General features: G+C 36.7%; 12 protein-coding genes and 2 pseudogenes. All 14 read left to right on the plus strand.

The genetic code is table 11. From position 1 onward, the window contains the following. Window positions 1-60: 60 nt before the first annotated feature. The 14 genes and pseudogenes from A3M5_RS0105270 to A3M5_RS22290 all read left to right on the plus strand — a co-directional run bounded on the left by A3M5_RS0105270 (window position 61) and on the right by A3M5_RS22290 (window position 15,219). Window positions 61-300 (plus strand): PLD nuclease N-terminal domain-containing protein, encoded by a 240-nt coding sequence (locus tag A3M5_RS0105270; RefSeq protein WP_018392718.1) that lies wholly within the window; start codon window positions 61-63, stop codon window positions 298-300. Continuing rightward, window positions 297-1,202 carry an ABC transporter ATP-binding protein gene (locus A3M5_RS0105275; protein ID WP_018392719.1) on the plus strand — a complete coding sequence of 302 codons (906 nt, stop codon included), beginning with the start codon at window positions 297-299 and terminating at the stop codon, window positions 1,200-1,202. The genes A3M5_RS0105270 and A3M5_RS0105275 overlap by 4 nt, the downstream gene beginning before the upstream one ends. After that, a complete protein-coding gene (locus A3M5_RS0105280) occupies window positions 1,199-1,987 on the plus strand; it encodes an ABC transporter permease (RefSeq protein WP_018392720.1) in 789 nt (262 codons plus the stop codon). The genes A3M5_RS0105275 and A3M5_RS0105280 overlap by 4 nt, the downstream gene beginning before the upstream one ends. Window positions 1,988-2,483: 496 nt before the next feature. Then, window positions 2,484-4,556 carry a hypothetical protein gene (locus A3M5_RS0105285; protein WP_018392721.1) on the plus strand — a complete coding sequence of 691 codons (2,073 nt, stop codon included), beginning with the start codon at window positions 2,484-2,486 and terminating at the stop codon, window positions 4,554-4,556. Window positions 4,557-4,615: 59 nt separating this feature from the next. Next, window positions 4,616-6,553, plus strand: coding sequence for a c-type cytochrome (locus A3M5_RS0105290; RefSeq protein ID WP_094777221.1), 1,938 nt, complete (start codon window positions 4,616-4,618; stop codon window positions 6,551-6,553). Window positions 6,554-6,571: 18 nt separating this feature from the next. Next, window positions 6,572-6,737 (plus strand): annotated as a pseudogene (locus A3M5_RS26785) (IS6 family transposase); the annotation flags it as partial. Window positions 6,738-7,340: 603 nt separating this feature from the next. Next, a pseudogene (locus A3M5_RS26570) lies at window positions 7,341-7,403 on the plus strand (HTH domain-containing protein); the annotation flags it as partial. Between the two features lie 287 nt (window positions 7,404-7,690). Next, window positions 7,691-8,785, plus strand: coding sequence for a cysteine synthase family protein (locus tag A3M5_RS0105295; protein WP_018392723.1), 1,095 nt, complete (start codon window positions 7,691-7,693; stop codon window positions 8,783-8,785). After that, entirely contained in the window at window positions 8,782-9,972 is a 1,191-nt protein-coding gene (gene cntE / locus A3M5_RS0105300) for a staphylopine family metallophore export MFS transporter CntE (RefSeq protein WP_018392724.1), read from the plus strand. Before A3M5_RS0105295 ends, cntE begins: the two co-directional genes overlap by 4 nt. 73 nt (window positions 9,973-10,045) lie before the next feature. Next, window positions 10,046-11,692 (plus strand): nickel ABC transporter substrate-binding protein, encoded by a 1,647-nt coding sequence (gene nikA / locus A3M5_RS0105305; RefSeq protein WP_034298471.1) that lies wholly within the window; start codon window positions 10,046-10,048, stop codon window positions 11,690-11,692. A 107-nt stretch (window positions 11,693-11,799) separates the two neighbouring features. Continuing rightward, window positions 11,800-12,723: a nickel ABC transporter permease gene (nikB, locus tag A3M5_RS0105310; protein ID WP_018392726.1), complete on the plus strand. Its 924-nt coding sequence runs from the start codon at window positions 11,800-11,802 to the stop codon at window positions 12,721-12,723. Between the two features lie 17 nt (window positions 12,724-12,740). Continuing rightward, window positions 12,741-13,571, plus strand: a complete 831-nt coding sequence (gene nikC, locus A3M5_RS0105315) for a nickel ABC transporter permease subunit NikC (RefSeq protein WP_018392727.1) — start codon at window positions 12,741-12,743, stop codon at window positions 13,569-13,571. Between the two features lie 15 nt (window positions 13,572-13,586). Next, window positions 13,587-14,435, plus strand: a complete 849-nt coding sequence (locus A3M5_RS0105320) for an ABC transporter ATP-binding protein (protein ID WP_018392728.1) — start codon at window positions 13,587-13,589, stop codon at window positions 14,433-14,435. A gap of 13 nt (window positions 14,436-14,448) precedes the next feature. Then, window positions 14,449-15,219 carry an ABC transporter ATP-binding protein gene (locus tag A3M5_RS22290; RefSeq protein ID WP_018392729.1) on the plus strand — a complete coding sequence of 257 codons (771 nt, stop codon included), beginning with the start codon at window positions 14,449-14,451 and terminating at the stop codon, window positions 15,217-15,219. Window positions 15,220-15,586: the final 367 nt, after the last annotated feature.

Consider the following 15,586-nt stretch of genomic DNA (forward strand, 5'->3'; position numbering starts at 1 on the left):
CACTTCCTTTGAAGTTATCATTATCAATAACGATAACAAGATGGAAAGGAAGTGTTAAAAATGCAACTGCACTATGGGTTTGATGAATTAAAAGATATTGACTTTATGGCTTTTATCCCCATAATATTGCCGTTTTTTGCAGTGGGTATCTTATTAGTTTTAATTGCTTTAATTGATTTATACAGACATAGAAAAACGAGAAAAAGCCTTCTCATGTGGACATTTATTATCCTTTTTGTTAATACACTTGGTCCAATTCTTTACTTTGTTATAGGGCGAAAGGATAGTGAGAGATTATGAAATTGGAAATCAAAAATGTGACGAAAACATTTAAAGAAAAAATCGCTGTCAATAATTTCTCGATGGAACTGCGATCGGGAGAATGTGTCGGCTTGATCGGACCGAATGGAGCTGGGAAATCCACATTAATAAAAGTGATTTCAGATATTATCGACCCACAAGCAGGCGAAGTTTTGCTGGATGGGAAAAAAATATCGAAAATGAAAAGGGAAATTGGCTACCTGCCACAGTACCCTAACTTTTTTCATTGGATGACAGCGAAAGAAACTCTTACGTTTATGGGGCAGCTTTCTGGATTGCAAAAAGAAGAATTAACAAACTCAATACCTGAAATTTTGACAAAAGTTGGACTAAGAGGCGAAGAAAATTCAAAAGTTGGCACATTTTCCGGTGGAATGAAACAGCGACTCGGTATTGCACAAGCACTACTGCATAAGCCTTCGCTTATTGTCATGGATGAACCGGTATCCGCATTAGATCCAATCGGCCGAAGAGAAGTGTTAAACCTGATCGAAGAAATAAAAAAAGATACAACGATTTTATTATCAACCCATATATTGGGCGATGTGGAAGAAATATGCGGACGATTTGTAATTATAAAAAATGGAACAAAAATAGAAGATACAACGATCACCGAACTGTTAAACCGCAATAGCAAAAATAAGCTAAACGTAGAAATCACAGCAAAGGATCAAAAATGGATTGACGTTGTAAAAAAATTACCTTATGTGAAGGAAATAGAGGTCATTGGGCATAAAGTCCAAATAAAAGTTAAAAACATCGAAAAAAACAAAAATATGTTACTAGAAAATGCACTTGAGCATAAAGTGGACATCGTAAAATTCGAAATCAATAACGATACTTTAGAAGAAATCTTCTTAAAATTGGTGGTGAAGGAATGAATAAGTTTATTGTACTGATAAAAAAAGAATTTGTTCAAATGGTACGTGATTTTAAAGTTATTTGGCTACCGATCGTTTTTATCTTATTAGGGATAACTCAGCCTATAGTAACTCATTACTTGCCATCAATTTTGGGAGCATTAGGCGGTAGTCAGGGAATTACAATTGATCCGAGCATGACCGCTCAAAAAGGCGGAGAAGTACTAGCCAGCACGTTAGGATCTCAATTTGATCAGCTCGGGCTTATGATTCTTGCAATCTCAATGATGGGTATTATTCAAACAGATAAAGCAAATGGCATGTTAGCCTTTATTTTAACACGACCTGTTACGGTTATTTCATATATAGCTGGAAAAATTGTATCAAATTATTTGATAGCAGCTTTTAGTGTAGCAATTGGATACTTTGCTTCTTATCTATACGTAAATTATCTCTTTACAGATGTTCCATTTTCACACATGATTACTGCACTAGTATTTTATCTTGTATGGGTTCTTTTTATCGTATCTTTTACAACGATGATTAGTACTATTTTTAACAGTCAGGGTATTATCGCATTAATTTCAATTGTTTTCCTTATAGGTTGCAGAATTATTGTTGGTTTAAGTACAGTTATCGATTTTGTAAACTCAGCAAGTATGAGCAAACATGCAATGGAAGTGCTGATCACAGGATCAGTAAATTCAAAAGCAATAGACAACGCACTAGTAACGCTTGTTTGGATTGTGCTGATACTCTTTGTAACGAATTATTGGATTGCCAATAAAAAATTTAATTATGAATAAGAAAAGAATAACTGTGATGGGAAGATAAGGATTTTTGCTTTGGCTATGTCAAAAATGATTTTTCAAGATAAAGAAATAGTTGAAGTGAGGAAAAATGATGACGACTTTACAGAAGAAACTCGTCAAAAAAAGAGCATCTGCTTAGGTGAAAGCAGATGCTTTGTCACAAATAGGGGAATATGCTATCATATTTACCAGTTTTTCAGATTTATATACATCTATTTATTCACTCATTTTACATACTATAATGAGTGTCTTTTCACTTTTAACGTTAATAAGTATGTTTAAATCTTTGATAATCATAAGAAAGGCACCCACCGAACATAAGGGTAAAAAATTAACTTTTTTTAATATTATTTTAAATAGTTTTTAATTTATTTTTTGTATCATAACGTCATTATTTAAATACATGATAATGAATATTATTTTCAATTGAAAATAAATATAGAAATGTTAATATTAATTATAGAGTGATGAATAAAGGAGACAAACTATAATGAAATCACAACCATGGAAAGTGATGACGACAGTTGCATTGGCTTCATCACTATTATTAACGAGCGCTTGCTCGTATGAGAAAAAAACAGTAAAAGAAGAAACAAAACCACAAACAAGTAGCGTATCTGTTCCTGTTACAGATTATACGTTCGATACAGCGGGCAACATGTTCGCTTATGCAGAATTTGAACTATCAGGGGAACCTTTAGTAGAGGGACTAGGCCTTGATTTGGATGTTCTTGATCCGAAAAAATTAGATTCACCTACAAAGTTTGATTATACAGCAGGAATCGAATCATATGAATATTCAGAGGAAGCTATGTATGAAGTAGTTGAAAAATCAGGATTAGGATTACATTTAATTAATGGTCCTGTTGTCAAAGAATTAGCAGAAAAGCAAGGGAAAGAATCACATGAACTATTAGGAGAGCGTTTCTATAAATTAGCCGATGCAGTTGGCTATCCCCGTGAAGAGATTTTTAGAAATATGTTTCCGACCTTTATTGAATATGCAAAAGGTGATCCTCATTATGTTCAAGAAGTAGATACTTCTAAATATGCGTCAGGTGAAGAAAATACATACGTTCCTGAATATCAAGTTAACTTCAAGTCGCTTCGATGGGATCGTACTAAAATGGATAAAGTATTAAATCCGGCAGCCTATGGGGGAACATTCTTAAAACAAGCTCTTTGGGCCGGAGATTTTATGGGGGGATTTCATACTGTAGACAGTGATGAAGAATTGGAAGGTGAAAAGCCAACAGACGATCATGATGAAAACATTGCTCTTGGTGTTAGCTCAGCGGATGGTATGCAAGGAGCAATTTTAATAGAGGAAATATGGAACAAATTAAATTATGTTCGAAATCACTTATTTTACAGTTCAAATGATAATGGATTAACTGCTGCAAATGTTGGAAGTCAGTATGATCCATCAAAAGGTTTTGTTTATTTACCCCATACAATTCAAGTAACAGAAGACGGAAATATGGACGTGCCAAATGCTGAGTCATTAGAAGTAACAGATGCGCGTAGTGTTTTAACAGATCAATGGTTAATGCTCTGGCCTTCATCTGAATTTTTCGGAACGACAGATCAGCGTATGGAAAATGAAAATGTCGCACCATCATTCAGAGCGCTTTTTGATAATGATCCTTATCCTTCTGCAGCACAAGTAAATCTTGATAACAATGCAGAAAACGATGTGACATCAAATGATCCATATTCTGTTAACCGTGATGTATTGCTTCATGTGTTTAAAAATATTGATGCCATGCACTTTAATGAAGAAGAAGGTGCATTTGTAGTTGAACATAATGGTAAAGAGCAAGGAAATTATGTAGACACGTTTAATGCAGGTTATACAATTGAATCACTTCGAATCTTCCAGCGTGCAATCGATGGTCTTCCAGTTGGATATTCAAATGCAGAAGACGCTAAAGGATTAAATACAGCTGAAGGAAAACGTGCAATTGAACTAATTACAAAACAAGCAGATTTTATAATTGATAAACTGATGACAGATTCAGGCTTAGTTGCAAAAGGCTATACATTCGGTAAAGGTGCAGATGAGGAAATTACATTAAATGCACAACTTGGAGCCGTTCGTGGCTTAACAGCAGCATATCTTGCGACAAAAGATGAAAAATATCGTAATGCTGCGCGAACCGTTTATCAAGCAACGGATGAAACGCTTTGGGATAGTAAGGCCAAAGCCTATGAAACTGTGAAAGACGAAATGAAATATGATGCTTTTACTGCAGGTGGAGTATCTGCTGTCTTACGTTCAGCAATTAATAATCTAAGTAACGTTGAAGGTGATGAAAAGCAGCCAGAAGCATTAGAAATGGAAACCATTATTTCACGATATGTTGATTTTTATGAGACAGTCATAGATGGTCCGGATCTTGAACAAGGAATGCAGGCTAGTGAATTCTGGGATACAGGGGATTTCTACATTGATAGTGATGAGTCTGGAAATACAGATGGGGATCAAGTTCCACAAACTCAAGCTGGACATGGAAAATACGGCATTGCTCCTGTTCTTGTACCTGTTGAAGTAAAAAAATAAGATAAAGAGGGTAGATAATCGTGAAGAAAATTGCCCTTTTCTGGTTAACGCTCCTATTAATGGGGGCGTTAGTTGGTTGTAAGGAAGGAATAAAAACAGTAGTAAAAGAGAAAGAGCCAGAAGTTGTTCGGAACTATGCTGTAAACAGCAACAATATTATTATGAATAAGGCTGGCGATACCATTTATATTGCCAATATTGATATAAATACAGTTACCGTTGTTGACAGTCAAACAAAAAAGGTGACAGCTGAAATACCAGTCGGAAAATCCCCCGTACAGCTAACCCTTTCACCAGATGAAGATATATTGTATGTTTCCTGTAGGTATGACAATAAAATTGACATCATTTCCATTGAAAAAGAAAAAGTGGTTGATTCCCTTGATGTCGGAATTGAACCTTATGGTATTGTAACAAGTCAGGACGGTAAAAGGCTGTATGCTGCAAACTATCGATCTAACACAATATCAGTAATCGATCTAAGTGAAAAAAAGGTAGAGTCTGAGATTGAAGTTGGTGATCGACCGAGAACATTAGCGATTACGGCAGATGGGCATAAGTTATATGTACCACATTATCTAGAGGGAAAAATTAGTGTCATCAATACCAAAACTGAAGAAATAAAAAAAGTGATTAATCTTGCCGTTTCACCTGATAAAAATGATCGCAAAAAAAGCCAAGGGATTCCAAATGCATTGGAACAATTTGTTGTTTCACCAGATGGAAAAAAAGCTTGGATTCCTCACATGTTAACAAATGTTGATACACCCATTCACTTTCAAGAAACAATTTTTCCAGCCATCTCTGTTATTGATTTAACAACAGATGAAGAGATTATTGATGAACGGAAAGAATTGTTCGAAGAAATGAATATTACAGATGAAAAGAATGAGACAATCATTTTCGCGAATCCTTATGATGTCGTCTTTCAACCAAACGGCAACAAAGCATATGTTGTCATGTCTGGGAGTGAAGATCTCGTTGTGTTCGATTTAAATCGTGGAGGGAACGCAACGCAAAGTTTAAGAAGAATTGAAGGAAATAATCCAAGGGGTGCAGTGATTTCACCGGATGGCGAAACTATTTATGTTCATAATGCAATGAGTCATGATCTTGCTGAAATTTCGACCGGGGGTGAGGGATCCTACGCTCGCGTCAAAATGAAAAGTGAAAATCTTGTATTGATATCAAAAGACCCTCTTTCCCCACTAGTACGGGAAGGGAAAACAATTTTTTATAGTGCCAATAGCGATGAGTTTGCGACTGGAATTACAGGTAATAACTGGATGAGCTGTATTTCTTGTCATAGCGACGGCGAAATCAACGCATTACCGCTAATGACCTCAAAAGGTCCACGAGATGTACCAAGTAATGTTTTAACTACAAAAACCGGGTTATTTATGTGGGATGGAAGCCGTGATGACTTTAAAGATTACCTTTTAACCGTTCAGGGCGAAATGGGTGGTATGATGGAGCTTGATCCTAGTAAGCCGCTTCCAAAAGAAGTAGAGCATATGTATGATGCGATGTTTGCCTATCTTGATGATCCGAACTCATTCCCTGTACCAAAAAGTCCTTATCGTAATAAGGATGGAAGTCTGACAAATACAGCAGAAGAAGGTAGAGAATTATTTGAAGGGAAAGCAGGATGTATTACTTGTCATGCAGGACCTCAGTTTACAGATAGTGTAAAGGCTGTTGATGAAAATAGTAATTTGACAACTAACAATACTAATTTTTTGCATGATATCGGTACTACTAATCCGTTAGATAAACCATCTAAAGGTGATGCAAGAGCAGGTTATTCAAACCCAAGAGATACTCTTCATTTTGATGTTCCAACATTAAGAGGGGTATGGGCAACTGCACCTTATTTTCATGATGGCAGTGCAAAAACGATTGAAGAGGTTATTGAACGAATTCAATATGAAGGGAAGCCTGCGTTTACAGATGGTGAAATTTTAAAATTAGCTGAATATGTACGTTCAATAAAATAGAAGATTATGAAAGTGTAACGTGCTGTTGATTTGAAAGGAAACACCAACGATTTTTATTTAAGCATAACATGAGGTCAAAAAGGCTATAAAGCGATTTTTCGGGAAAGCTTTGCTCTCTTTTCATGTCTTTAAACCTCGTGTCATTACTATCGATAAGAATTCGGCTTCCAAAATATCTCTTAAAATAAAGCATCAGTAAAAGTGCACTGCACATTTTTACTGATGCTTTTTCATTTATGGATTTATTAACCGATTATTTAACTTCTCTGTTCTAAAACTCGTCCTATTCTGAACACGATCATTCATGTTCAGAAAGGACGAGTTTTTATTTTATTTCCTGTCATAAAACTCTGTTCATTATTTTATGTTCAACAACTGGGTCGCTTTTACCGCATTCGGATTCAATGCATGCACTCGATATGAACAACGTAATAATCTAACCCCGTTCCAACTACCATAAAAGCTTGTTTACTAAACTTTTGTCCTCCCTCACATTTGAAAACCATAATCCGTGATTGTTAAAAATGTTAAAGAGTAACATTATATACCGTTTTTTACAATTTACTCACATACAAATTCGATTATTATGATGACAATAGACGGAACGCTAAAAAACACGATGAAAATAAGGTTTTTATTGTGTTTATGGATACATTCGATAAGTTTAAAAGTCGAATTTGTTCAATATTTTAAAAGTGAATGGAGGGATTGGATGTTATGTTGAGAATAAAAACAACAAATATTAACATGAATAGAGTGAGAAGAGACCTCTCGGGTTTCTAAAGTTAGTAAAAGATTAGCTGTGTCTAGAGCGACCGTCTATCGTGACATAAAGTTATTAATCGAGTGACAGAGAATGTTCAAAACATCAAATGGTATTATTTGTATTGCTGAAACCTATGTTTTCTCTAACCCTTGTTTTTGAAGAAGCTATTTAAGCAATTATGGAAGATTTAAATAGTGGTATTTTCTTCCAAACAAAAATAAAAGAGAAGAGAAAAAATGGGAGATGTAAAAGCAGAAAAGTCAAATCAAGATGAAGGGAAATCAGCTGAAAAGTGTACCTCTTGAATACTTAGTAAAATGGATTGAAATTTAAAATAATGAAATAACAAGATCCCTAAAGGAGGAATATACATGCGTACGGTATTAGAAACAGTTGGACATACGCCATTAATTCGTTTAACTAATCTACTTCAATCAAACGATTCAGATATTTTACTAAAGATGGAGCGGACCAATCCAGGTGGAAGTATTAAGGATCGACCAGCACTTTTTATTATAGAACAAGCTGAACAAAAAGGATGGTTGAAACCAGGGGGAACCATTATCGAATCTTCATCAGGGAATTTCGGCATCTCACTGGCTATGATTGGAGCGGCTAAAGGTTACCGAGTCATTGTTCTCGTTGATCCAAAAACGACCCCTGTAAATCTAGCGATGATGAATGCCTTTGGAGCAGAGGTCATTGTCGTTACTGAACAAGATGATAGCGGATCTTATCACAAAACGAGAATTGCATTAGCGAACAAACTTCATCGTGAAATTCCTAATTCCTTTCGGCCGGATCAATGCTTCAATCCGTGGAATGGACAAGCACATTATCATCAAACTGCTCAGGAGTTAATGGAACAATGTGATGGAGATATAGATGCTGTTGTATTAACTGTTAGTACTGGTGGTCAGATTGGTGGATTTTCTCGATACTTCAAAAAACATGCTCCTCATGTCAAAATTATTGCTGTAGATGCTGTCGGCTCTACCATTTTTGGGGGACATGCCCATGCTTATTTATTACCTGGAATGGGGCTAAGCTGGACACCTACCAACATCGATAATTTAAGCTTGATTGATGAGGTATATAAAGTTCCAGATGAAGATGCTTTTTTAATGTGTCGCCTTCTAGCTAAGCACGAAGGGATTATGGGAGGAGGTTCTACCGGAGCTGGTATGGTTGCGGCTTGGAAAGCAGCACAATTAATGGGTGCAAATAAGAGGATTGTTTGTATGGCGGCTGATAATGGAGAACGTTACCTACCTACTATTTATAACGATGAATGGCTAACAGAGCTAGGATTACGTACATATCTCACTCCGGAAGAAATGCGCATTCGTGCAAAAAAACTTGAACCCCATAGTACGAATCCGATAGAGACAGCTAATTATCAACCGGAATTAGATGAATTGCTTGATTCTCCTAGTCGGTTTCTTGAACAGGTGACGTTGCAATGACCGTTCAAGAACATCCATTTTCTTTAAAAGCATTACAGGTATATGCTGTCACGATTTTATTTTACTCCATTATCTATATGGTATTGATGGTTCTTCCATTCTATTCTATTACCATTGGGGCAAGTAAAACCCAAATTGGTTTCATAATGGGGGCCACAATGCTTGCTTCGACGATTGCACGACCGATTGCAGGCAAGATTATTGATCGATACGGAACAGGTAAAGTCTTTGTCATCGGTTTATTGATCTTTGCGATTTCACTTTCAGGATATTTTTTTCCTAGCATCGGGATGTTTGTTATTGTACGGCTGATTCAAGGAGTGGTTGCGGCTTTTTTTTCAACCGCAATGGAGATTATCACAATCGATTTGCTGTCTGAGCGAATGCGGGCGCAAGGATTATCTTTGTACTCCTTAGCCACTATCCTGCCTACCACCTTCGGGCCGGCAATAGCGTTACTATTAAAAGACTACATGCCGATGTCTTGGATTTTCTTTTTGTTTTTCACAATGGGGGTAGGAAATTTTGTTTTCGGATTGCTTATTTCTAGACAAGTTCAAAGCCAAATAGAACATAAACAATCGAACCATTCACCTTTTCTTGGATCTTGGAAACATCGCATCCTGTTATTGTCTTCGGGAATCATGTTACTTGCTTCCATTGCAAATGGAGCGATATTTACATTTTTACCCTTATACTTAGAACAAAACGGATCAAATTTTGCAGAAATCTATTTTCTCATACAGACTCTTGTTCTTGTGTTTTCTCGTTTCTGGGGACGTAAATGGATTCCATCTGACGGTACGGTCCCTTATAAAGTAGTGTTTTTAACCATTACTCTTGCTGCAGGTGGAACATTGCTCATTGGGGTAAGTAATTCCCCTATTTGGTTGTCTATCGCTGCAATTTGTAATGGAGTCGCGTTCTCACTACTATATCCAGCACTTTTAACATTTGTTTCATTCTCAGTCCCACATCAAAATCGAGGATTTTTATTGGGTCTATTTATTGGTGCTGCCGATTTAGGATTTGCCATGGGGGCATTGGTGATGGGTCCTCTTGCAGATGGTACTTCTTTTTCTCTTATGTTTATCACATGCTCCATTTGTTGTTTATTAGCTCTAGTATTCATTCCAGGGTACCGGAGAAATCAACTCAAAAAGGAACAAAAGAAGGAAGCTGTTTAATAATAAGTCGTTTAACTCTACTTACTAGAAGAAATATCATGAAATTAAATCAAAAGAATTTTTTACTGAAAATATGAGGTGCTGTAAATTGAATAGTCGGAAAAGTTCAAATTTATTTTCTATATTCGCCATAATTGTGGCTCTGTCTATGCTAATAATGGGCTGTAGTCAGGGAGACAAGGCGAAATCTCAAAATAATGTAAATACGCAAGATACCAGTCATGCAAATACAATGACACTTTCTTGGAACAAGGATATCGGTCCTTTAAATCCTCATATGTATGCTCCAAATGAATGGTTTGCACAAGCAATGGTTTATGAATCTCTTGTTCAGTACGTAGAAGGAGGAAAGATTGAACCTGCCCTTGCAGAGAGTTGGGATATTTCCAAAGACGGTAAAGAATACACATTTCACTTACGCCAAGGTGTCAAATTCTCTGATGGATCTGATTTTAATTCCAACATTGCCAAGAAAAATTTAGATGCTATCCTTGCTAATGCAAATAAGCACGATTGGTTAGAACTGATTAATCAAATGAAAAGTGTAGAAGCAGTAGACGATTATACGCTCAAAATTTCGTTCGAAAATCCTTACTACCCAGTGTTGCAGGAATTAGCGTTAATTAGACCTGTTCGTTTCCTTGGTGAAGCAGGGTTTCCTGACAGCGGTAACAATACGGAAGAAATTAAAAAACCAATCGGTACAGGTCCATGGGTACTAAGCGAATACAAAAAAGATGAATATGCAACTTTCACAAGAAACGAAAATTACTGGGGCGAGAAACCAAAGCTTGAGAAAGTTGTAGTTAAAATTATCCCAGACGGGGAGACGCGTGTACTAGCTTTTGAAAAAGGAGAATTAGATCTCATCTTTGGAACTGGGCTCATTAGCCTTGATTCTTTTAAATCGTTGAAAGAATCCGGTAAGTACGAAGCGAAGTTCTCTGAACCACTATCAACTCGTGTACTGGCCGTTAACTCAAACAAAGGAGCTACGAAAGATTTGAAGGTTCGTCAAGCATTACAATACGGACTTAATAAACAGGCTCTGATTGATAATTTGTTCTATGGGTTTGAGAAAAAAGCGGATACGTTGTTTGCTCCTAACTTTCCTTATTCTAATCTGGGGCTTAAACCTATGGATTATGATATAGAAAAAGCAAAGCAGCTTCTTGATGAGTCGGGTTGGAAATTATCTGACGGAAAACAGATGCGTGAAAAGGATGGGAAACCTTTAGAATTAGATTTTGCTTACGTCAGTGATGACAATGTGCAGAAAGCCGTTGCAGAGGCGATGCAAGGAGAATACAGCAAGCTCGGAATCAAAGTAAATCTCGTAGGATCTGAATATCAGTCTCATGTGAAAAAACAAAAAAATGGTGAATTTAACCTAATCTTTAGTGAAACGTGGGGTGCCCCTTATGACCCTCACTCTTTAGTAGCTACTATGCGCCATCCTTCACATGGTGATTATCAAGCGCAGTTAGGTCTACCGATGAAAAAAGAAATCGATCAAAAAATTAACGAAGTTCTGATCAGTACGGATGAAAAAACAAGACAAGATTTATACAAATATATTTTAGGTACATTGCATGAACAAGCCGTATATTTACCTATTTCATATATTTCTAATTTCGCCGTCTATCAAAAAAATGTGAGTGGAGTTACTTTTACTCCTCAACAATACGAAGTGCCACTGCAAGATATTGAAATTAAATAAGAAATAATAAAATAGCCCCCTTATCAACGATAAAGGGGCTATAAAAAAGATATAAGAAATATTATTCAATAAAATAGATTGATACTACATTATTTGAGGAGTCAGAAATGTTTGGGTTTATCATTAAACGTCTAGCTAGTATGATCCCCATATTGGTAGGCGTATCTTTTATTACATTTATTTTGATTCATTTAGTACCTGTAGAACCTGCAGAAGCATACTTACGACTATCAAATGGGGTACCAACTGAAGAAGCGATACAGGAAGTTCGGGGGGAGCTTGGATTAGATAAACCACTTTATGCTCAATATGTAGACTGGTTATATAAAGCAGTGCAGCTTGATTTCGGAACATCGTTTGTCACTAAACAGCCTGTATGGGATGAGATGATGATCTATATTCCAGCAACAGTACAGCTTACCGTCACGGCGTTCATATTGATGCTCATTCTAAGCCTTCCAATAGGGGTATTTTCTGCGCTCTACAAAGATAAGCTTTTCGATCAAATAAGCAGGATGTTTTCTTATGTTGGGGCTTCAATGCCTGGTTTTTGGCTAGGATTTCTGCTGATTTATTTCTTTTCTTTGCAATTAAATTTATTACCAACATCCGGGAAGGGGACATTATTTCACCTTGTTTTACCATCACTGACCCTAGCATTAGCACATATCTCTACCTATGCAAGATTACTACGAACCAGTATGCTGGAAAATTTCAATCAGCCATTTGTTTTTTATGCCCGTGCAAGAGGATTACGAGAGAGGACGGTCATTGTAAAGCATGTCTTAAAAAATGCTTTGTTGCCAGTTATTACTGTCGCTGGAATGGGATTTGGATATATGCTGGCTGGTTCGGTTATTGTAGAAAATGTATTTGCATGGCCAGGTATAGGTAGATTTTTTGTCTCTGCTGTATTTAATCGAGATTATCCGGTGATTCAATGCTATGTTTTATTTAATACTGCAATTTTTGTGCTTGTAAATATGATTGTGGATATAGCTTGTGCTGCTCTTGATCCACGTATTCGTTAAAAAGGAGAGAGTCCAGGATGGTAAAGATGGATCGAATAAAAATCTTTCAGAATAAGCTGCTTGTTCTGAGTCTTATCATTATTTCCATAATGATAATGATCGCCATTTTTGCACCAATTCTAGCTCCTCATGATCCAAATCTAATTGATTTATCAAATAAATTAAAAGAACCGTCTTTAACTTTTCCGCTTGGCACGGACCACTTAGGTCGATGCGTTTTATCTAGAATCATTTATGGCACACAAGTTTCTATAGGTGCTGCCTTTCTTGTTATGGGTATAAGCATTTTTATCGGTATCATTATCGGTACCTTTGCAGGCTATAAGGGTGGTTGGATTGATCAAGTTTTCATGAGACTTTGTGATGTACTATTGTCATTTCCAAGTCTTGTCTTATCCTTAGCGCTGATTGGAATATTGGGACCAACTTTTAAAAATCTCATTATAGCTTTGGTGATTGTTCAATGGGTGCCCTACGCACGCATGATTCGGGGATTGATGCTTGTTATGAAAGAGCGACATTTTATTATGGCTGCTAAGATAGCTGGTACGACGGATACTATTATCATTATTAGACATATGTTACCTCACATATTGCCTCAAGTTCTTATTTTTGCTTTTTTGGATATAGGGACGGTTATCTTGCACATTTCAGGATTATCTTTTCTTGGTCTTGGCATTCAGCCGCCCACCGCTGAGTGGGGCGTGATGATTAATGATAGCAAACAGTTTTTGCGAAATTATCCATCATTAATGTTATATCCAGGTATGATGATTATGCTAGTTGTGATGTCCTTTAATCTGCTTGGGGATTCACTGCGGGATCTTTTAGACCCGACTCATAAATAAACGGGGTTATGGCTTATGAATAAAAAAATGGTGTTATCTGTGGATAATTTGCATGTACAGATACGGACACCCTCTCAAACTGTTCAGGCTGTTAATGGTGTAAGCTTTCAAATGGAATCTGGAAAGGTATTCGGGATCGTAGGAGAAAGTGGATGTGGAAAGACATTAACTTGTTTGTCTGTAATGAATCTGTTACCAGATGGAGCTAGTGCCGTACAAGGGAGTATTTATTTAAATAATAAAAACATCTTCCATTCATCAGTAAACGAAAAGAGGTTATTACGAGGGAAAGAGGTAGCCTTGATTATGCAAAATCCAATGACAGCTTTTAATCCTGTGCTTACAATCGAAAGTCATTTTATAGAAACGTTGAAGAGCCATCTTCCTATAACGCGAAAGGATGCTCGTGAGTTGGCTGTCAAGTATTTGCAGGAATTGGGACTCACTCATCCTCATAAATTACTTCACCAGTACCCTTTTCAACTAAGTGGCGGGATGTTGCAACGGATTATGATTGCTTTGGCTGTTTCTTTACAACCGTCTTTAATCATTGCTGACGAGCCTACGACTGCTCTCGATATAAAAAATCAGCTTAGGGTTTTAGATCAGTTGAATAAATTGCGTGAGAACTATGGGACAGCCATTTTACTTGTTTCTCATGACCTTAATGTGGTATCTCAATTGGCAGATGAGGTAGCAGTGATGTATAAAGGCAGTTTTGTAGAAACTGCATCAGTACAGAACTTGTTTGAGAACCCACAACACTTCTATACGAATTTGTTAGTAGAATCAAGACAACGGTTAAACAAAAGAAGAGTCAGAAGAAGTAGCTTTATTAGTTATGAAAAGGAAGGCTCATGTTAAAGGAGAATGACATATGTCTTTATTAGAGGTGAGCGAAGTAACCAAAACGTATTCTCTTAAAACCCGTTACGGGCGTACATCTCAAAAAAACGAGGTAGTTAATAATGTTTCTTTTAGCCTTGATCGAGATACTTGTCTAGGGTTGATAGGAGAAAGTGGATCTGGGAAGAGTACACTCGTAAAAATCATTCTAGGGTTAGAAAAACCCGATCAGGGAGAGGTGCGATTTCGAGGCAAGAGCCTGTTCAAGTTACATTCCCATGAGCTTAAAATACTCAGACGAGATTTACAAGTTGTTTTTCAAGACTGTTACAACTCGGTAAATCCTCGATTAACCGTAGAAGAGATTGTGGGTGAACCATTACGAAATTATGAAAAAATGACGGCAGAACAACAAAGAAAAAGAGTGCAGGAGCTTCTTGAGATTGTCCGCTTACATCCGGATGAGATGAAGAAATATCCTCATCAATGTAGCGGCGGTCAGTTGCAAAGAGTGAATATTGCTAGAGCGATTGCACTCAAGCCCAAAATGATCCTACTTGATGAACCGGTGAGTAGTTTAGACATGGTTGTACAGGCAGACATCATAGATCTCTTGGCCGATCTAAGGGACATGTTTCAATTGTCTTATCTATTTATATCTCATGATTTACATACGGTTCGATATCTAGCTGATCAACTCATGGTCATTGATAAGGGAAGGATTATTGAAACTTTAAACGATATGGATCAACTAGATCAACTGAAGCACCCGATCTCCCGTGAACTGATAACTCCTATTTAAATTGCACTTTTGACTGGAATGTCAGAGCTATATTTAATGGACAATCGTTTGTATTCCATGGATTAGAGCATCAGATGTTCTAAACTATCAAAAGTCATCTGATTGACAAACACCGTTTTTATGATTATATATGTTAAATCACTCATGACCACCTTTTTCGCTTGTTCATGGTTTGGGCTTATTATCTGTTTTAGATCAAGGGTATATGACCTTTGTTTTTCTGTCTAGATAAGTATAGACAATTCAAGTGCGTGATCCGTTTCGTTAAGAGTTTTGGGTAGGTTTTTCGTTTATGCTTAAAGTTAGGTGTATTCAAATCAATGTCCCTTAACGAAACTTGTGGTTCTGATACAAAAATTCCTGTTTT

Origin of the sequence: Bacillus sp. 37MA, assembly GCF_000372765.1 — a bacterium.
GTDB lineage: Bacteria > Bacillota > Bacilli > Bacillales > Domibacillaceae > Domibacillus > Domibacillus aminovorans.